This is a genomic window from Plantactinospora sp. BC1 (assembly GCF_003030345.1).
Lineage (GTDB): Bacteria > Actinomycetota > Actinomycetes > Mycobacteriales > Micromonosporaceae > Plantactinospora.
Genome location: NZ_CP028158.1, coordinates 8,226,442 through 8,244,373, shown reverse-complemented (window position 1 = coordinate 8,244,373; position 17,932 = coordinate 8,226,442). Strand labels below are relative to the sequence as shown.

The following is a 17,932-nucleotide window of genomic DNA, read 5'->3' as shown; positions in this document are numbered from 1 at the left end:
GTACGGCTGGGACCGTCGGCAGTGGCGACGGATCTCCCGGATTCGTGCCGTCCCGGTCGCGGAGCGTGGCCGGCGGTCGCCGCCGGCCGCACAGTACTCGGCATGACCCCGCCTCGTGACCACCTCGCCGGGCGCCTCGTCGCCCTCTGCGCACTCGTCCTGCTCGGCGCCGGCTGTGGCGTCGTCGACACCGTGCAGAACGCGGTCGACACGGCCAACACGCTGGGCAGCTTCGCCGACCGGTTGGGCCGGTCCGCCCAACTCACGTTCACCGCCGAATACCGGATCGTCGGCGAGGAGGCCGGCCAGCGGGAGACCGAGACCGTGATCCTCAGCCAGCAGCCGCCCAACTCGGCGCTGAGCACCCCGGGCGGTCGACTGGTCCACACACCGGAATACATGATCATCTGTTCCGACGGTGCCTGCCAGAAGAGTCCGAACACCGCCGCCACGACCACCCCGGAGGCCGGCATGGTCACTGCCGTCGCCGGTCCCGGCTTCGTCACCCCGGAACTGGCGCTCGGCCTGGTCGCCGCCGCCGCGATCGTGCCGAACACCGACGTGCGGACCACCGAGCGCAGGATCGCCGGACAGGAGACGCTCTGCGCCGACGTCACCGGGGTCAGCGACCCGCAGGGCGGCACCGAGGGAACCCTCGACAGGCTCACCGTCTGCGTCACCGAGTCCGGCGTACTGGCCTCCTTCGCCGGCCGGACGGACAGTGGCGAGCAGGCCGCAATCGAGCTGGTGAAGTACTCCGGAAAGGTCGACGGCAGCGCGTTCGCCCCACCGGCCGGCGCGACCGTCGAGGACGTCGCGCAACCGCGCTGGTGACGGTCGCCGCTCACGCCCGGTAGGCCGCCGGGACCGGCCCGGTCCCCGGGCCGGTCCCGGCTGTCCCCTCCGGGATCCTGGACAGCTCCGTCCCGAACGGCACCACTCGGCCGGAGGACCGACAACCGGACCGACCATCTCGGCAATTCTGCCCCCTCGCGTCCGTGGGGTCCGGCAGGCTCGATGCCAGGCGGGGGTGACGGCGTGCGGGTGGGACTGGATGTCACGGTGTCCGCTCGGGGCGTGGCCACCCGGGTCGGGCTCGCCGTGCTGGCGGCCAGCCCGGCCGTCGCCATGCGGCTGGCCGGCGTCCACCTGCCGGCGGTCGCCGGAATGGCCGTCTTCGGGGTGGCGGTGCTCTCCGCGGTGGCCCTGCTGATGTGGGCCTCCGAGGTGGCCCGGGTCGACCTGCCGGGGAGCCTGGCCCTGGCACTGCTCGCCCTGGTCGCGGTCCTCCCGGAGTACGCGATCGACATCTACTTCGCCTTCGCCGCCGGCTCCGACCCGGAATTCGCGGCCTTCGCGCTGGCCAACATGACCGGGGCCAACCGACTGCTGATCGGGATCGCCTGGCCGCTGCTGGTCTTCGCCGCCATCTGGGCGGTACGCCGGCGCGGCCAGCGCGGCGACCGGACCGGGGTCAGCCTCTCCGGGCACCGCAGAACCGAGACGATCTATCTGCTGGTGGCCACCATCTACGCCCTGGTGATCCCGGTGACCGGCCGGCTCGCCTGGTACGACAGCATCGTCCTGGGCGTCCTGTTCGGGCTCTACCTCTCCCGGATCGGGCGTACCGAGCATGCGGAGGAGTCGCTGGTCGGGGTCTCCGCCACCCTCGCCCGCCAGCCGGCGACGCGCCGCCGGTTGACCGTCGCCGCGCTCTTCGGTACGGCGGCGGTGGTGATCCTCAGCTCCGCCGAGCCGTTCGGCAAGTCGCTCGTCGAGGCCGGTACCGCGCTCGGCATCGACGAGTTCCTGCTCGTCCAGTGGCTCGCCCCGGTCGCCTCCGAGGCCCCGGAGGTGATCGTGGCGATCGCCTTCGCGCTGCGCGGCCGGGCCGACGACGGGCTGGGCGCGCTGCTGGCGGCGAAACTCAACCAGTGGACCCTGCTGATCGCCTGCCTGCCGATCGCCTTCTACCTCGGCGGCGGTGAGTTCGCCGGCCTGAAACTCGACGCGCGGCAGACCGAGGAGCTCTACCTGACCGCGGCGCAGACCCTGCTCGGCGTCGCCGTCCTGGCCGACCTGCGGATCTCCCGGGTCGAGGCGGCGCTGCTGTTCCTGCTCTTCGCGGTGCAGTTCGCGATACCCACCCAGGCGGTCCGGTACGGCGTCGCGGTCGTGTACGCCGTCCTCGCCGCGTTCCTGCTGGCCCGGCACCGCCGGGAACTGCCCGCCCTGGTCCGGGCCAGTTGGCCGACCGGCCGGGCCCGACCCAAGTCCTGAACCGCGCACGGGTACGGCCCGAGCGGATCCCCGCCCGGGCCGTACCTCGGCTTCGGCTACAGGTAGCCCTTGGCCTCCTGCTTGGCGACCATCGGCTCGGCTCCCTTGCCGACCTTCTTCAACGCCTCCCGCAGCTGCTGCTCGCTCATCTTCGAGCTGCCCTCGATGCCCGCCTCGTGAGCGCGTTGGCGAAGGTCATGAAGTTCGTCCCGACCAGCCATCCCAAGCCTCCCAGTTCCGCCGACGAGGGCACCGCAGCCGGCCCCATCCTCCGGCGGCTGGCTTCCCCCGATCGGGGCGGCCAAACGGGCCGCCGCCGCACCCGACGGTCAGCCCCGGACGAGGACGAAGCCGCTGCGCGGCCGGGTCGGTACCCGGCTCAGCGAGATCCTGAGATCCTGCTCGGGTACCTGGTAGTCCAGCTCGGCCAGCCGACTGGTGAGCACGTCCAGCAGCGCCACGGTGGTCGTCTCGCCCGGACAGCGGTGGCCGGTACGCGGATCGCCGCCGCCCTGCGGTACCAGCTCGAACGCGCCGATCTCCCGCCCGAGGAACCGCTCCGGGTCGAAGACGTACGGGTCCGGCCACAGCTGCGGGTCGTGGTTCTGCCCGTACAGGTCGAGCATCACCAGCGAGCCGGCCGGGATGGGTACGTCCCGCCAGCTGAGGTCCCGTACGGCGTGGCCGGCGACGAACGGCGCGAACGGATAGAAGCGGCGGACCTCGTGCCCGAACGCCGTGACGTACTCGCTGCTGCCGGAACGCAGCCGCTCCCGGAGGTCCGGCCAGCGGTGCAGGGCGTGCGCCGCGAAGCTGACGAACCAGCAGACCGCGACCGTCGGCCGGACCAGGTTGAGGATCTCCACCGCCGCGAGCCGGGGATCGAGCTGCTCGCCGTCGGCACCCCGATAGTGGGTGATCACCTCGAAAGCCGACCCGGCGTCGACGGCCCGCCGTCCCTGCCGGACCTGCTCGACCAGCTCGGCCAGCCAGCGTTCCCGCCGGCCCCGCGCCTGCCGGGCCCGCCAGTGCCGGGGGCCGAGGCTGCCGAAGCCGTCCACCAGCGCCACCATGTCGGCGGCCAGCGGAGCGACCTCCGGCTCGGCCACCGGCACGCCCACCCAGCGGCAGACAGCCCGGGTGAGGACCCGGCTGACCTCTTCGAAGAGTACGACCGGCTGCCAGGACGGCCAGCGGTCGACGGTCTCGTCCCACGCCGTGCCGGCGTACCCCTGGAGGGTGGTGATCGCGTCGGGGGTGAGCAGCGACGTGAAGATCGCCTTGCGGTGCCGGTGGTCGGCGCCGTCGAGGGTGTGCACCGCACGCCGGCCGAAGAGGGTGTCCTGCACCGGCCCGGGAATCGCCCCGTGCCGCCGGACGTGCTCCTCGTCGTAGAAGAACCGGGCCGCCTCCGGGCCGCGCAACGCCACCGCCGGCTGCCCCAGCAGCCGGGTCTGGACGACCTCGGCCTGCTGACGGCGGCGGAGGTTGGGCAGCCAGCCGTAGCCCTCGACGGCGAGCCGCAGCGTGTTGTCGGCGAGGAGACTGGGACGCGGAGACATTTGCCCTCCTTGCCCCGGCGCACCGCGACTAAACCGGCTCCGACGATCAGGGACCGGACCGCCTCCGACCACCAGGGATGGACCACCGTCCGGCAATCCACCGGCGCCACCGGTCGGTCCCGGTACAGTCACCAGGGTGATCTTCCACATCGCCGAGGCGTCGGACTGGGCGGCGGCGCAGGAGTCCGGCGACTACCGGGTCTCGACCCGGGGGCGGAGCCTCGCCGACGAGGGGTTCATCCACGCCTCCCGCCGAGGTCAGGTGCTCGGCGTGGCCGAGGCCGCCTACGCGGACGCGGGTCCGCTGCTGCTGCTGCACATCGACCCGGACCGCCTCGTCTCCCCGGTACGCGACGACGAGGTCGAGCCGGGGATCTTCTTCCCGCACATCTACGGCCCGATCAACCTCGACGCGGTGGTGGCGGTGGCGCCCCTGGAGCGGACCGTCGACGGCCGGTTCGTGATGCCGCCCGGCTGACCCCTCGGCGTGCGGCTGCGGGACGGGCGGGGTCGGCTAGCCGGGACGGACGGCGGTGAAGACGGCGAACGTCGGGTTCGCCAGCAGGTCGGTCCAGTAGTCCGGGCCGCGTTCGGCGAGCAGCTCCGCGGCGACGACCGGCGGATGCCGGCGTACGTCGGCCAGACCGGCCCGGTGCAGGGCGGCCTCGATGACCCCCGGTGGCCAGGAGAAGCCCTCGAAGTCGATCGGCGGCTCCCCGTCGATGTGCACGGCATAGCCCTGCCGACCGTGCGAGGGTGCCGTCTTCGTGGCGGTGATCCCGTAGCGCGGGAAGATGTCCAGCCGCGCCCAGTCCAGGTCGGGGTTGGGCACCAGCACGAGCAGGGTGCCACCGGGCGCGAGGTTCGCCACCAGCTGGCCGAGCATGCCGTCCAGGGCCGCCTCGCCCGGGGCGTAACCGAGCAGCCAGACGGCGGTCACCACGTCGAACTCGCCGAGCTTCGGCAACGCCGCGGCGTCGTGTACCTGGTAGCTGATGCCGAGCGGATCGTCCGCCTCCACCCGGCGGGCATGGGCCACCATCTCCGGCGACGCGTCCACCCCGATCACCCGGACGGCACCGAGCCGGCTGAAGAGCCGGGGATAGAAGCCGGTTCCGGAGCCGACGTCCAGCACCGACCTGCCGGCCAGATCCGGGAGTGCGGACCGTAGGGTGCTCTCTTCGGCCTGCCCGATCGGGAGGTGCTTGGCCCGCTCGTAGAGTTCGCCGATCGAGTCGTACTGCTGGGACATGCCGCCTCCGCACCGTCGGGTCGGTCGACGCCATGATCGCACGGCCCCCCGGCCCCCGCCCGGTACGACGGCGGCGTGCCGCTCGCTCCTTGCGGCAGGAGCACGCCAAGCAGGAGCACGCCAGCCGGGACGCGACACAGTGGCCGGTGGCGGAGAGCCGGAGCCGCCGCCCGTGCGGACGACACCCCAGCCATCTAGATATGTCAATGGGATTTCGGGCTCGCGGGATTTGTCTAAACTACCCGCGACAGCCACCGAGGGAGGACTTGTGCGGGGGGACCCGGAAGGCATGCTCGTCGACTGGCAGCGGCGTGTGGAGCAGCAGACGGCACTCACCACCGAGCTCAGTCAGCGGATGGAACAGAACAGGGCGACTGTGGAGTCACGGGGCGGCGAAGCCGTCGTCACCGTCGACTCGTCGGGCGGGATGGCCGAACTACGCCTCAGCAACCAGGCGATGCGACTCTCCGCCGACGAACTCGCCTCGATCATTCTCGACACCAGCCGGCGCGCCCAGGCGAAGATGGCGCAGCAGATGGTCGCCGTGGTGAGCAGCCTCTACGGCGCGGGCTCCGAGACCGCCTCCTTCATCGGCGGCGCATACACCAAGCAGTTTCCGGAACCGCCGGAGGACGAGGAGCGTGACCACCGATGAGCGACATCAGACTGTCGACGGCCGAGGTCCGCAAGCATGCCCAGATGGTGGAGGAGGCCGGCCGGATGTGCGGGGAAGCCGCCGCCGGGGCCGAGTACGTCAGCCTGCACGACGAGGTCTACGGCGTCCTGTGCAGCCCGCTCTTCCTGCCGATCATCGACCCGCTCTCCGACTACGCGTTGACGGAGATCCGCAACGGGGCTGACGCGACCACCCACCTGGCGGAGCTGCTCCGCGCGCTGGCCGACAACGTCGACATCACCGACGGTGCGGCGGCGACCCGGATCAAGGAGGCGGGCGGCCGATGAGTACGGACGCGGCCTTCACCCGAGCCTCCGTCGTCGCGCCCGAGGGCGAGACGAAGGGGTACGAGGGCGCCGGCATCTTCGAGTCGGCCTGCGGCGTGGTGGACAACCTGAGGGGCGGAGATTGGCTTGGTGCTGGGGGCAACGCCCTGGCGGGCGGCCTCTCCGCCATTGGTGCGATCATGGACCCGCTCCAGGCAGTCTTCGCTGCCGGTGTCGGCTGGCTGATGGAGCACGTCAGCTTCCTCCGGGAACCCCTGGACAAGCTCGCCGGCGACCCGAAAGCGATCGAAGGGCACGCCCAAACCTGGTACAACATCGAGCAGCGCATCTACGAGGCCACTGACTTCTTCGTCGACGAGGTCAACCGGAGCACAGCGGCCTGGACGTCGCAGGCAGCGGCAGCCTACCGGCAGCGCGCCCGAACCCATGCGGAGTCGGTGCAGTCTCTCGGCAAGATTGCCGACGCCATGAGCAAGGCGACTACCATCGTCGGCGCCATGGTTGGCATCATCCGTAACACCATCCGCGACATCGTGGCGGAGGTTGTTGGAGCCTGCATCTCCAAGGCGGTCCAGGCCCTCACCGTGGTGCTGATTCCCAAAGTCGCTGCCGAGGTTGCGATCCTGGTCGGCAAGGCCAGCAGCAAGATCCTGAATTTGCTTGAGCGTCTCTTCGAGGCGATCAATCGCATCAGCATGATCGCCGGCAGGTGCAACGGCATCCTGGCCCAGATTCGCCAGGCCAACAACGGCACCCTGCTGCTCGAGGCGTTCCGCCTCCAGGCCGTGGGAGAGGCCGGCGGAAGCGGTATGAGCGGGTTCAGAGGGGCGTTCGACACGATCGGTCGGGGCCATACTGCGGTTTACGGCACGGTCGACAAGGTAGCCCAGAACACCGCCCGTTCCGCGAGCCAGACGAACGGCGCACAGAATACGGGTCAGGCCGGGGATACACTGCGCGGAGACAACCCGACCCCAACACCCATCGAACTTCCGCTCTGACGGGAGGCATTGTGGAACCGCTGGACGACCGCATCGCCAAACGTCTCGCCGAGATCAAGGAGCAGGAGCGAGAACTCGATCGGAAGGAGGCCGAGCGGAACGCCGACGTACCGGCGCTCGGTGCGCAGGTGGTGCAACGCAAGGCCGGGTTCCTGTCGTCACTGCTGTTCACCCTCGGCGTACTGGCCTTGGCTGCCGGCCTGCTCGGGGTCGGGGTCACGCTGGGCCGGATGTCCGCCAACGACATGGCAGACGCCGATCGCGAGGGCGAGGCCACGGTCAGCTCGTGCGTCGAGCGAGGTCCCGTCACCAACCGGGGCTTCGGCTACTGGGAGAGCTGCCAGGTGAAGGTCGTCTGGGAGGGCACCGAGATCGAGGGGATGACGATCGGCGTGGTCTTCAACTCGGCGGACATCGGTAAGACGGTGCGGGTCGGGGACCTGGGATACAACCGCAGCAGTCGACAGTTGGCCCGCGCCGACGTGGCACCGCGACCGTGGCTGGAATGGATCGGCTACGGGTTTGGCGCTCTCGCGATGCTGCCCACCCTGGTAGGGGTGCTCCTCATGCGCGAGGTGCTGCGCTTCCGCAGGAAGCGGTGACGCGACGGCCGGTCAACCGGGGCGGGTCCCGCTCAACCGGGGCGGATCCGCTTGCGGCCGCGTCCGATCTTCCGGCCCTGCCGCCGGCTGACCCGCGTCGACTTGACCGTACGGGTCTGCGCACTCGCACTGCGCGTCACGTGCCGGCCACCCCGTTCGGTCTTGCGCGGGCGTTTCCGGCCCGCCTTGACGGCTTTCCGCCCTATCAGTACCCCGAGTTGGGCTGCCAACTCCTCGGCCCTCCTGGCGAACCGGAACCGCCGACGCTTCGTACGGTTCCGAACCGCCCTGAGCCGTCCCGCGACACCGTCGCTGCTGCTCGATCCACGACCCATCGGGCACACACCTCCCCACCTGCCGACCCTCGGACTTCCCCGAGCCGTCGCCGGCAATCCGCCGAGGGCCGTTTTTCCCGCCGACCAGACCAGCCGCCCGGGGGCTGCCCGGAGGACGGCTAATTGCGTTGCGGCCGGCAGCTGCGCCCCGCTAACTTCCCGGTACGCCGACGAGCCGGAAGGAGGTCAGAACAATGTCCGATGTTCTGCGCCCCCTCCGCGCACCGGCGTCCACGCGGATCTGAGCGGGGCGCCCGCTTTCTGCGAGGATCACGCCATGACCGATCTGGTCGTCCGCCCGCTCGTCGCGGGCGAGGAAAGTCTCTTCGACTCCATGCCCGATCCACTGCCCCAACTGCGCCAGGTCGGCTACGCCGACGGGCTGGCCGGCGGCGGCTACCGCCCCGAGCGCACCTGGGTCGCCCTCAGAGATGGCCGGGTCGTCGGCCGGGCTGCCTGGCTACTGCTGCCCGGTGCGGTCGGCGCACCGTGGCTGGAACGGTTCGACCTGGCCGCCGAGCCGGAGGTCGGCGCCGCGCTGCTGCACGCCGCCCACCGGGCGCTCGGCGGTCCGCTGACCTACCACGCCGCGCTGCCGGCACACTGGCGACGCCGGCCCGAGGTACTCGCCGTGGTCGAGGCGCCGATGGCGGCGGCCCGGCTCGCCGGCCTGGTCGAGCAGGGTGAGCGGCTGCGCTGCTCGTGGACGGGTACCCCGCTGCCGACGTCCTCCGGCCGGTACACGTTCCGGCCGGCCGCCGACGCGGCGGAGATAGACGCCCTGGTCGCCCGGATCGTCGAGCCGGACGTGTTGACCGGCCGGGAGGTGGCCCGGGCGGTCGCCGGGGTCGACCTGGCCACCGACCCGCTGGCCTGGCTGGACAGTCCGGCCGGGAACTGGCGGATCGCGCTCGACGGCGCACGCCCGGTCGGGCTGGTCGGCACGGCCGGGGACGCCTGCTATCCGATCATCGGCTACCTCGGCCTGCTCGACGAGGCCGTCCGGGGCGAACTGCTGGCCGAGGCGGTCCGGGTGCTGGCCGAGGGGGGCGCCCGGGAGGTGATCGCGGACGTGGACGTCCATCGGGTACGCGTACTCGCCGAACTGGAGCGGACCGGGTTCCGGCAGGTGCGGTCCCGGGTCGTCTTCGTACCGGCGTCGACGCCCGACACACCGGACGGGGTCCGGACCGGCTGACCGCTGGCGGGGTGATCGCGTCGGCCATCGGCCTAACGGCTCGGCTTCCCGCCCGTAATGGGGCAGCGGTACCCGGTCAGGAAGCTCTAAGGTTTCCTGCCGGTACCGTCCCACGGGAGCGGAGCGCGCCCCGGTCCGGGCAGCACGGGACCGTCTGCAACCAGGAGCCCCCTTGACTCCACGTCGTTCTCGTCGACTGTTCGTGCTGGCCTCGGCGCTCGCCGTCGGTACGACGGCGGTGCTGGTCGTGCCGACCCCGGCCGGCGCCCGTCCCGCCGTCAACCGCGCCGAGCCCGCCGCCGCCGTCGAGGAGGCGGTGCTCTCGGCCAGCAACGGCAGCAACACGGTCCGGTTCGACACCGGCGGCACGGTGACGGTCTCCGAGGCGGTCCAGCACGTCGCGTGGGCACCCGACGGCAGCGAGGCGGTGTACGTCGGCGCGGACCAGCAGGTCAAGAGGTTCCGCTACGACTCGCCGAGGACTCCTGCCGCCGTTCCGCCGGCCGACCCCGGCGGCAGGTACGCCTCGCCGAGCTACTGGAAGTTCGGCCTCGGCCTGATCATGGCGGTCAAGGAGTCGTCGGCGAAGCCGTGGCAGATCGCGGTGAACCGCAACCCGCTCAAGGAGTCGTCCTGGCCGCAGCAGTTCGTCCACTCACCGGACGACAGCCGGCACTACCTGAACCCGGACGCGACCGGGGTGGACTGGGGCTTCGTCTTCCAGGCGCAGCCGAACGAGGGCGGCCGGCTCGTCGGGGAACCGTGGGTCGGCATGTGGGACTACGCCCTCGGCCAGCGAAAGGTCGTCGACAACGCCGCCAACCCGGCGATCTCGCCGGACGGCATCCGGCTGGCGTTCGTCCGCTCCGACGGCAGCCACCAGCAGATCTTCGTCTACGACCTGCGTGACGGCAGGACTGTCCAGGTGACGTCGAACCCGGTCGACCACGACCATCCGGTCTGGTCGCCCACCGGTTCCCGGATCGCCTTCAGCGACGGGTCCGGGGTGGCGACGGTGCGGCCGGACGGCTCCGGGTACGCGATGGTGCCGGGACTGTCCGGGGTGCCGGCGTACCAGTCGCGGCGCAAGGAGTCCGTGGTCCGGCTGGCCGGGGCGGACCGGGTCGGCACCGCCGTCGCCGTCTCCCGGGCCCACTGGGGCGGCGTCGGCGACAACCCGGCCACGGGCAGCCGGGCCGAGACCGTGGTGCTGGCCCGGTCGGACATGTTCGCCGACGCGCTCGGCGGCACGGTACTGGCCTCGGCGAAGCAGGGACCGTTGCTGCTGACCTCCCCGCACACCCTCGACCCGGCCACCAGGGCCGAGATGGTGCGGGTTCTCGCCCCGGACAAGACGGTGTACCTGCTGGGTAGTACCGGTGCCGTCTCCGCCGAGGTGCAGGCGGAGGTCGAGGCGGCGGGCTACCGGGTACGCCGGCTCTCCGGGCCGGACCGCTACAGCACGGCGGTGGAGATCGCCAACGCGATCGACCCGGATCCGATCACCGTCTTCGCCGCGACCGGCGCCGACTTCCCCGACGCCCTCGCCGCGGGTGCGCTGGCCGGCGCCTACAACATGCCCGCCCGGGTCGGCGGCCAGGGCACCGTGCTGCTGCTCACCAACGACACCACCCTGCCGGCCGTCACCCGCAAGTACCTCGACGACCACGGCTTCACCCGCTGGCAACTGAACACGATCGGCATGCAGGCCGGCACGGCGATGATCGAGTACGCGCCCCGGCAGACGTTCGGCTTCGACCGCTACGAGACCGCGCAACAGGTGGCGTACCGCTACTTCGACGGCATCGACATCGCGGGCGGCCGGGACGTCGTCGGCGTGGCCACCGGCACGAACTGGCCGGACGCGCTGGCCGGCGCCGCGCTGATGGGTACCCTCCGGGCGCCGCTGCTGCTCACCGCCGGCAACGCGACGACGCTGAGCGCACCGACCCGGGAATACCTGGACACCTACCGGGCCGCCATCTCCACCGGCTACGTCTTCGGCTCGTCCGCGGTCGTCACCCCCGCGCTGGCCGACGGGATCGGCGCCCGGATCAGCGGTCCCGGCGGCTACCTGCGCACCGAGGGCGGAACGACCGGTACCCGCACGACCGTCACGAGCCCGGCCGGGCCGCTCGACATCGGGCTCCCGCAACGCCCATCGGGTCCACTGTGACGAGAGCGCCTGCGGCGTTACCCGTCGCCTGATCCGTTGTTCGGTTGCTCGGCGGCGGGCCGGGGTGTGGGATCGGATTCCGCCTTGCGGACGTCCGTCAGCAGCCTGGCGAGCACCGCTTCGGTCATCCAGGCGTCGCCGGTACGGTCGGCGGCACCGAGCCAATCACCGATGTCCCACATCCCCCGGCAGGCAGCCAGTACGGGGAAGCCGGCCACCTCGCTCCGGCTCAACGGGCGGACCCGCTGGTAGCCGGCGAGGACCGCTGCCCAGCGTTCGCGATCCTCCTGCGGCGCGTCGGGCCCGCAATAGAGGGCGACCAGGTCGTACGCGCGTAACCCGAACCCGCAGTGGTCAAAGTCGAAGGTGACGAACCGTCCGTCGCCGTCGATGTTGGTGTTGCCCCGGTGCAGGTCCGCATGGATGATTCCGTATGCGCCGTCGATCGACCGGAGTCGCTGGATCTCGCCGGTCAGCCGCTCGCCGAGCGTGCCGAGTTCGGCGAGGTCCGCTGCGGCCCGGTCCGAGCCGGCATAGGGTGCCAGGCTGGCCAGCGGCCGTTCGACGAGGATCCGTTCGTCGAGGTGGTAGCGGTGGTGGTTGGTGAGGAAGCCGTCCATCGCCAGGTGCATCCGGGCGATGCCGGAGCCGAACTCGCGCCATTGCTCGACGGTCAGCGTGCCTTCGTGCAGCGGCGTGCCGGGCGCGTGGGTGAACAGCGCGAAGCATCGTTCGCCTTCCGGCGCCGTCAGCCGGCCGAGCCGGTCGCCGAGGGTCCGCTGGTACGGGCGGATGACGCCCAACCCGGCCGAGGCCAGGTGCTCAAGCAGGTCGAGCTCGAAGCGGAGGTCGGACTCAGAGCGGATCCAGTACTTCTCTCGGTTGTAGACCCGCAGCACGCGGCGACCGCCCTCGGCCTCGGTGACCAGATAGGTGTCGTTGAAGCCGCGGTTCAGCAAGCTCACCCTGACGGGCGCCGCGATGGCGTACTCCCGTTCCACGAGCCGGGCGAGGTCCTCGGCGTGCAGGAGGGAGTGGGTCACGCGCATGTCGAGTGAGCCTAAGAGAGTGTTGGGTAACTGGATGACTACTTCTGGTTGAGTTCGTTGTCGAGGCGTCGAGCCGCTTCGGTCTCGATCGGGCCCTGCGGCTCGATGTCCTCGCCAGCGAGGCGGGCGGCCATCAGCCGGCTCGATCACCGCCCACTGCCGATCAGTCAGCGACGACTCGTACGCCGGTTTACAAACACAACGACACAGAAGTGATCTTCGTCCAAAGAGTCAGCAAAGGTCACGCCGAGGTATCACAACACTCTCTGAGGGGGCAGGCTCAGGCACCCAGCCGAGGTGAGGTGGCGAGGAGGTCAGAGAGCGCTCGGTGCAGGTGTCCGGCGAGGTGGAGCAGGAGGCTCGCTCTGGCACCGCGAGAGGACGATAAGCAAGGTTCGCCGCTGGCGGGAGATGCTGTTGCCTCGTCCTTGCATGGCGCCGGCATCGCTGGGCGGACAGCCGGCAACCACGTGAGCGACCGGCGGCGCACCCGGGGTAGGCGGCGCGGAGACTGTCGAGCTGGGTGCACAGGCGGGGCACGGAAGCCGGGGTTGCCGACGGCGTGCTGCGGTTCGCCGTCGACCTGCGGGCGGGACCGGGTTCGGGCAGCCGGGGAGGTGGGCGCACAAGCGGGGCAGCTCGACAGTCTCCTCGGCGAGTATCGCCACCCCGCTCCCCACCCGACGTCAGGAGATCCCGGCTCGGAGACACCTGGAAGCACCGGGTTACCCGGTCAACCTTCCAAAGACAGGGCACTAGTGAGAGTCGATGCGGTGCTGGGCCTCGACCAGCCGGCCCATCAGCTCGACGAGCGTACGGACCTCCGCCCGCGACCAGTCGGCCGTCAGGGTGCGCAGCACCTCGTCCTGCCAGGCGTACGCGGCACACAGCAGTTCCCGCCCCTCCCCCGTGACGGAGATCGCCGTCGTACCGCCGACGACCGAGGGTCGCACCCGGGAGAGCAGCCCGAGCCGCTCGGCCCGGGACACCATCCGGCTGGCGCCGGACTGGTCGACGCCGAGTTCCCGGGCCACGTCGTTGACCGACGCCACCACGCCGCGGCCGGTCAGCGCCGCCACCGCCTCCACCACCATCACGTCCCGGCCCCGCTCGGCGTCGACGCCGAGGCCGACACCGGTCCAGCGCCGGGACCAGTAGCGCACGAACGAGAAGAGCACCCGCCCGCCCGAAGCCATCCCCAGCCCCTCTCTTGCAGCACTTATGCGAATCACATACGGTGCCATGCGAATCGCATAGCAGGACGCCACCTGGCCCGAGCGCACGGCGGCGGACGCTGGCCGTACCGCGCCGACCAGGGTGGCGACGCTGTTCCGGGTACGCGACGGCGTGGTGACCCTGGCACACCGCCACGACGACCTGCACGCCGCCCTGCGCGCCGCCGCCAACCTGCCCCGCTGAGCAGGTGCGGCGGGCCTCCCGCCTACTGCTGGGCGCTTGACTGCTGGGCCGCCGCCTCCTGGGCCGCCGACTGCTGGGCCGCCTCGGCCTGGGCGATCGCGGTCTCCTGGAGCGCCTCCTGCTCGGCGGCGAGCGCCGCGTCCGCCTCGATGATGTGCCGGACGGCGGCGTTCACGTCGTCGGTCACGATGATCAGTTCGAGGTCGGCGAGGCCGATCTTCCCGTCGGCGGCGAGGGTGTCCCGGAGCCAGTCGAGCAGCCCGCTCCAGTACGCCGTACCCATCAGGACCACCGGGAACCGGGTCACCTTGCCGGTCTGCACCAGCGTCAACGCCTCGAAGAGTTCGTCCAGGGTGCCGAAGCCACCGGGCAGCACCACGAACGCCTGGGCGTACTTGACGAACATGGTCTTGCGGGCGAAGAAGTACCGGAAGTCGATCGCCATGTCGACCCAGTCGTTGATGCCCTGCTCGAACGGCAGCTCGATGCCGAGCCCGACCGAGAGCCCGCCCGCCTCGGTGGCGCCCCGGTTGGCCGCCTCCATCACGCCCGGCCCGCCCCCGGTGATCACCGCGTAGCCGGCGGCTGCCAGCGCCGCACCCAGCTCCTCGGCCAGCTCACACTCCGGGCTGTCCGGCTTGCTCCGGGCCGAGCCGAAGACGCTGACCGCCGGGGGCAGATCGGCCAGGGTGTCGAAGCCCTCCACGAACTCGGACAGGATGCGCAGTGCTCGCCAGGCGTCCTTGGTCTTCCAGTCGCCCCGGCTGCGGGAGTCGAGCAGCCGCTGGTCGGCCGTACTCATCGGAATCGCCTCGCGGCGCAGGGTGACCGCACCCCGGTGCCGTTCCGGTCCCGGACCCCGGCCGCCGTTTCGCCCCTCGCTGTGGTTCATGGGGTCCACGGTAATCCGGTGGACCACGGCCGGGGTGGCGTGATCCGGTACCTCACAGGACAAACATCCAGCGCCGACGCAACCAAACGGCGCTGGCGGGCGTCTACCAATCACAAAGGGGGAAAGCGCGGCGCCCACACCACGGCCGCGCACCTTCGGGGGGCAATGGTGATGACCAGCGGGGAGATCATCCGACTTCGACGGCAGATGCAGCGCCGGATCCGGGCGGTGGTTGCGGAGCGCCGGATGGCGCGCAACGCCGCGCCGGCCGGCGCCATCGACGACCCGGGGCCGGACCAGGAATCGCGTACGCAGCAGCACGTCGACGGCTAACAGTCCGCCGACCGAATATCACGGGGAAACCGGTGCCGGCCGGCGGCAAAGGGGCCACCGCCGGCCGGCACCGGGCCGCGTTCCGCCTGACGGCTCAGTGCGAGGCGAGCCAGCGGTGCAGGGTAGCCGCGCCGTCCCGGATCTTGCCGATCTCCACGTGCTCGTCGGGGGCGTGCGCCAGGTTCGGGTCGCCCGGCCCGAAGTTGAGCGCCGGAATGCCCAGCGCGGCGAAGCGCGACACGTCCGTCCAGCCCAGCTTGCCGACCGGTTCCGCGCCGACCGCCGCCAGGAACTCCCGGGCCGGCGCCTCGGTCAGCCCCGGCAGCGCACCCGGCGCCGACTCGATCACCCGGACCAGGTAGCCGTCGAAGACCTCGCGTACGTGTGCCTCCGCCTCCTCGACCGTCCGGTCCGGCGCGAACCGGTAGTTCACCTGCATCTCGCAGAGGTCCGGTACCACGTTGCCGGCGACGCCGCCGCTGATCCGGACCGCGTTCATCCCCTCGCGGTACACGCAGCCGTCGATGGTGACCATCCGGGCCTGGTACCCGGCCAGTCGGTTGAGCGCGCCGCCGATCCCGTGGATCGCGTTCACCCCGTTCCACGAGCGGGCCGAGTGTGCCCGCCGGCCGGTCGCGCTGACGATCGCCCCCATCGTGCCCTGGCAGCCCGCCTCCACCACCCCGTGGGTGGGCTCCAGCAACACCGCGAAGTCGGCGGTCAGCCACTCCGGATGCGCCTGCGCGACCAGGGTCAGCCCGTTGTAGCGGGACTCGATCTCCTCGGCCTCGTAGAAGAAGTAGGTGACGTCGTACCGGGGCTCGGGCACGCTCACCGCCAGGTGCAGCGCGTACGCCACCCCGGACTTCATGTCCGAGGTGCCGCAGCCGTAGATCAGGTCACCCTGCACGCTCGACGGGAAGTTGTTGTTCAACGGCACGGTGTCCAGGTGCCCCGCCAACACCACCCGCTGGGCCCGCCCGAGGTCGGTACGAGCCATGATCGTGTTGCTGTGCCGGGCCACGGTCAGGTGCGGGACGTTCCTGAGCACCTCCTCGACGCAGTCCGCGATCTCCTTCTCGTTGCGCGAGACGGACTCGATGTCGACCAGGGCACGGGTCAACGCCACCGGATCGGCCAACACCTCGGGGGTGAGCGGGTTCTCCATGGTGGGAGACGGTACCGTCAAGGTCGTATCGGCGGGACGCGTCCAAGGCTCGGAAATGACGTTCCACACTCACGGCTGAGCCGAGGTGCCAGACGGATGACGGAGAGGTAAACCGGGTGACGACCGCACAGCCCGCCTGGGGGATCGGAGTAGCCACGCTCGCCGGGGACCAGGTGCTCGACACGTGGTATCCGACCGGCAAGCTCGGCCTGGGTTCGTCCCCGCTCGTCGCGGGCGAGGACGGCGACGTGCTCGACCTGCCGCCGGGCGCGATCGGCGAGCGGGCGCTGCCGGGGCTGCGTACCGCCGTGGTGGCGACCGAGATCGGCTCGCTGGCCGACCCGATCAAGGACGCCGCCGACGCGTACCTCCGGTTGCATCTCCTCTCCCACCGCCTGGTCCGGCCCAACGAGCTGAACCTCGACGGCATCTTCGGGGTGCTGGCGAACGTCGCCTGGACCTCGGCCGGCCCGTGCCCGCCGGAGCGGGTCGACGAGCTGCGGGTGATCGAGCGGGCCGCCGGCCGGCACCTGGCCGTCTACGGGGTCGACAAGTTCCCCCGGATGACCGACTACGTCGTCCCGTCCGGGGTCCGGATCGCCGACGCCGACCGGGTACGCCTCGGCGCCCACCTGGCCAGCGGCACCACCGTGATGCACGAGGGCTTCTGCAACTTCAACGCCGGCACCCTCGGCGCCTCCATGGTGGAGGGGCGGATCGTCGCCGGGGTGGTGGTCGGGGACGGCTCCGACGTCGGTGCCGGCGCCTCGATCATGGGTACCCTCTCCGGCGGCGGCAAGGAGAAGGTCCGGATCGGCGAGCGGAGCCTGCTCGGCGCCAACGCCGGGATCGGGATCTCCCTCGGCGACGACTGCGTGGTCGAGGCGGGCTGCTACATCACGGCCGGCTCGAAGGTGACCCTGCCGGACGGCCGGGTGGTCAAGGCCCGGGAACTCTCCGGCGTCGACGGGCTGCTGTTCTGGCGCAACTCGGTGACCGGCGCCCTGGAGGCGAAGCCGCGTACCGGCCGGGGCATCGAGCTGAACGCCGCCCTGCACGCCAACGACTGAGGAAACGGGTGCGGCGAGATGGTCACCGACGCGGATCCGCGCTCGCCCCGGGAGCGGATGCTCGCCGGTGACCTCTACCGGGCCGACGACCCGGAACTGACCGGGCTGACCCGGCGGGCCGCCCTGCTCGTGCAGCGTTACAACTCGACGCCGGCCGACCGGCCGGAGCAGCACCGGGAACTGCTGCGCGAGCTGCTCGGTGCGGTCGGCGACGGGGTGGTGGTCCGGCCGCCGTTCTACTGCGACTACGGCAGCCAGATCCGGATCGGCGACGGGTCGTTCCTGAACTTCAACACCGTGCTGCTGGACGTCGCGGTGATCGAGATCGGCGCCGCCGTGCAGGTCGGGCCGAACGTGCAACTGCTGACCCCGCACCACCCGCTCGACCCGGGGCAGCGACGGGCCGGCTGGGAGGCGGCCCGGCCGATCACCATCGGCGACAACGTCTGGCTCGGCGGCGGGGTGATCGTGCTCGGCGGGGTCACCATCGGCCCGGACACCGTGGTCGGTGCCGGCAGCGTGGTCACCCGGGATCTGCCGGCCGGGGTACTCGCCGTCGGCAACCCGGCCCGGGTCGTCCGCCCGCTGGCCGGCTGACCGTCGCCTCCGGCCGCGCCCCCGAACCGCCCGCG

At 71.4% G+C, this 17,932-nt stretch carries 18 protein-coding genes; 12 read left to right on the top strand and 6 right to left on the bottom strand.

The genetic code is table 11. The features are described from left to right. The first annotated feature begins 102 nt into the window (after positions 1-102). Positions 103-834 (top strand): hypothetical protein, encoded by a 732-nt coding sequence (locus tag C6361_RS36235; RefSeq protein WP_107270592.1) that lies wholly within the window; start codon positions 103-105, stop codon positions 832-834. 228 nt (positions 835-1,062) lie between these two features. Continuing rightward, positions 1,063-2,280 (top strand): sodium:proton exchanger, encoded by a 1,218-nt coding sequence (locus tag C6361_RS36230; RefSeq protein ID WP_234359215.1) that lies wholly within the window; start codon positions 1,063-1,065, stop codon positions 2,278-2,280. A gap of 329 nt (positions 2,281-2,609) precedes the next feature. Here the strand turns inward: C6361_RS36230 and C6361_RS36225 are convergent, their stop codons facing one another. Continuing rightward, positions 2,610-3,842: a cytochrome P450 gene (locus tag C6361_RS36225; protein WP_107270590.1), complete on the bottom strand. Its 1,233-nt coding sequence runs from the start codon at positions 3,840-3,842 to the stop codon at positions 2,610-2,612. A 136-nt stretch (positions 3,843-3,978) separates the two neighbouring features. On the opposite strand from C6361_RS36225, the gene C6361_RS36220 reads away from it, so the two are divergent. Beyond that, positions 3,979-4,320 (top strand): DUF952 domain-containing protein, encoded by a 342-nt coding sequence (locus C6361_RS36220; protein ID WP_107270589.1) that lies wholly within the window; start codon positions 3,979-3,981, stop codon positions 4,318-4,320. 36 nt (positions 4,321-4,356) lie between these two features. Here the strand turns inward: C6361_RS36220 and C6361_RS36215 are convergent, their stop codons facing one another. Continuing rightward, a complete protein-coding gene (locus tag C6361_RS36215; RefSeq protein WP_107270588.1) occupies positions 4,357-5,094 on the bottom strand; it encodes a class I SAM-dependent methyltransferase in 738 nt (245 codons plus the stop codon). A 268-nt stretch (positions 5,095-5,362) separates the two neighbouring features. On the opposite strand from C6361_RS36215, the gene C6361_RS37390 reads away from it, so the two are divergent. The 6 genes from C6361_RS37390 to C6361_RS36185 all read left to right on the top strand — a co-directional run bounded on the left by C6361_RS37390 (position 5,363) and on the right by C6361_RS36185 (position 11,369). Beyond that, positions 5,363-5,749 (top strand): YbaB/EbfC family nucleoid-associated protein, encoded by a 387-nt coding sequence (locus C6361_RS37390; RefSeq protein ID WP_159079646.1) that lies wholly within the window; start codon positions 5,363-5,365, stop codon positions 5,747-5,749. Then, positions 5,746-6,057, top strand: a complete 312-nt coding sequence (locus C6361_RS36205; RefSeq protein WP_107263083.1) for a type VII secretion target — start codon at positions 5,746-5,748, stop codon at positions 6,055-6,057. Before C6361_RS37390 ends, C6361_RS36205 begins: the two co-directional genes overlap by 4 nt. Beyond that, on the top strand, positions 6,054-7,058 hold the full coding sequence (locus C6361_RS36200; RefSeq protein ID WP_107263084.1) for a hypothetical protein: 1,005 nt from the start codon (positions 6,054-6,056) through the stop codon (positions 7,056-7,058). Before C6361_RS36205 ends, C6361_RS36200 begins: the two co-directional genes overlap by 4 nt. 11 nt (positions 7,059-7,069) lie before the next feature. Continuing rightward, entirely contained in the window at positions 7,070-7,660 is a 591-nt protein-coding gene (locus tag C6361_RS36195; RefSeq protein WP_107263085.1) for a DUF6346 domain-containing protein, read from the top strand. A 612-nt stretch (positions 7,661-8,272) separates the two neighbouring features. After that, a complete protein-coding gene (locus tag C6361_RS36190) occupies positions 8,273-9,193 on the top strand; it encodes an acetyltransferase (RefSeq protein WP_107270586.1) in 921 nt (306 codons plus the stop codon). Between the two features lie 172 nt (positions 9,194-9,365). After that, positions 9,366-11,369: a cell wall-binding repeat-containing protein gene (locus tag C6361_RS36185; protein ID WP_159079645.1), complete on the top strand. Its 2,004-nt coding sequence runs from the start codon at positions 9,366-9,368 to the stop codon at positions 11,367-11,369. 17 nt (positions 11,370-11,386) lie between these two features. Here C6361_RS36185 and C6361_RS36180 read toward each other — a convergent pair whose 3' ends face one another. From C6361_RS36180 to C6361_RS36165, 3 genes are all read right to left on the bottom strand, one after another. Continuing rightward, entirely contained in the window at positions 11,387-12,418 is a 1,032-nt protein-coding gene (locus C6361_RS36180) for a phosphotransferase enzyme family protein (protein WP_107270584.1), read from the bottom strand. 755 nt (positions 12,419-13,173) lie between these two features. Beyond that, positions 13,174-13,614 (bottom strand): MarR family winged helix-turn-helix transcriptional regulator, encoded by a 441-nt coding sequence (locus C6361_RS36170; protein ID WP_159079644.1) that lies wholly within the window; start codon positions 13,612-13,614, stop codon positions 13,174-13,176. A 245-nt stretch (positions 13,615-13,859) separates the two neighbouring features. After that, a complete protein-coding gene (locus tag C6361_RS36165; RefSeq protein ID WP_107257888.1) occupies positions 13,860-14,729 on the bottom strand; it encodes a TIGR00730 family Rossman fold protein in 870 nt (289 codons plus the stop codon). Positions 14,730-14,900: 171 nt separating this feature from the next. Here C6361_RS36165 and C6361_RS37385 point away from each other — a divergent pair, with 171 nt between their 5' ends. Then, a complete protein-coding gene (locus C6361_RS37385; RefSeq protein WP_199853617.1) occupies positions 14,901-15,062 on the top strand; it encodes a hypothetical protein in 162 nt (53 codons plus the stop codon). A gap of 94 nt (positions 15,063-15,156) precedes the next feature. Here C6361_RS37385 and dapE read toward each other — a convergent pair whose 3' ends face one another. Continuing rightward, a complete protein-coding gene (gene dapE, locus C6361_RS36160; protein ID WP_107257887.1) occupies positions 15,157-16,230 on the bottom strand; it encodes a succinyl-diaminopimelate desuccinylase in 1,074 nt (357 codons plus the stop codon). 116 nt (positions 16,231-16,346) lie between these two features. Between dapE and dapD the strand changes: the two genes are divergently transcribed. Continuing rightward, on the top strand, positions 16,347-17,300 hold the full coding sequence (dapD, locus tag C6361_RS36155) for a 2,3,4,5-tetrahydropyridine-2,6-dicarboxylate N-succinyltransferase (RefSeq protein ID WP_107257886.1): 954 nt from the start codon (positions 16,347-16,349) through the stop codon (positions 17,298-17,300). A gap of 18 nt (positions 17,301-17,318) precedes the next feature. Continuing rightward, on the top strand, positions 17,319-17,897 hold the full coding sequence (locus C6361_RS36150) for a sugar O-acetyltransferase (RefSeq protein WP_107270582.1): 579 nt from the start codon (positions 17,319-17,321) through the stop codon (positions 17,895-17,897). The last annotated feature ends 35 nt before the right edge of the window (positions 17,898-17,932 follow it).

Bases quoted from the DNA above. Each gene is read 5' to 3' on its own strand.
- C6361_RS36190 (WP_107270586.1), top strand. From the start codon at position 8,273: ATGACCGATCTGGTCGTCCGCCCGCTCGTCGCGGGCGAGGAAAGTCTC.
- C6361_RS36235 (WP_107270592.1), top strand. From the start codon at position 103: ATGACCCCGCCTCGTGACCACCTCGCCGGGCGCCTCGTCGCCCTCTGC.
- C6361_RS36215 (WP_107270588.1), bottom strand. From the start codon at position 5,094: ATGTCCCAGCAGTACGACTCGATCGGCGAACTCTACGAGCGGGCCAAG.
- C6361_RS36150 (WP_107270582.1), top strand. From the start codon at position 17,319: ATGGTCACCGACGCGGATCCGCGCTCGCCCCGGGAGCGGATGCTCGCC.
- C6361_RS36180 (WP_107270584.1), bottom strand. From the start codon at position 12,418: ATGCGCGTGACCCACTCCCTCCTGCACGCCGAGGACCTCGCCCGGCTC.
- dapE (WP_107257887.1), bottom strand. From the start codon at position 16,230: ATGGAGAACCCGCTCACCCCCGAGGTGTTGGCCGATCCGGTGGCGTTG.
- C6361_RS37385 (WP_199853617.1), top strand. From the start codon at position 14,901: ATGACCAGCGGGGAGATCATCCGACTTCGACGGCAGATGCAGCGCCGG.
- C6361_RS36170 (WP_159079644.1), bottom strand. From the start codon at position 13,614: ATGGCTTCGGGCGGGCGGGTGCTCTTCTCGTTCGTGCGCTACTGGTCC.
- C6361_RS36205 (WP_107263083.1), top strand. From the start codon at position 5,746: ATGAGCGACATCAGACTGTCGACGGCCGAGGTCCGCAAGCATGCCCAG.
- C6361_RS36165 (WP_107257888.1), bottom strand. From the start codon at position 14,729: ATGAACCACAGCGAGGGGCGAAACGGCGGCCGGGGTCCGGGACCGGAA.
- C6361_RS36200 (WP_107263084.1), top strand. From the start codon at position 6,054: ATGAGTACGGACGCGGCCTTCACCCGAGCCTCCGTCGTCGCGCCCGAG.
- C6361_RS36225 (WP_107270590.1), bottom strand. From the start codon at position 3,842: ATGTCTCCGCGTCCCAGTCTCCTCGCCGACAACACGCTGCGGCTCGCC.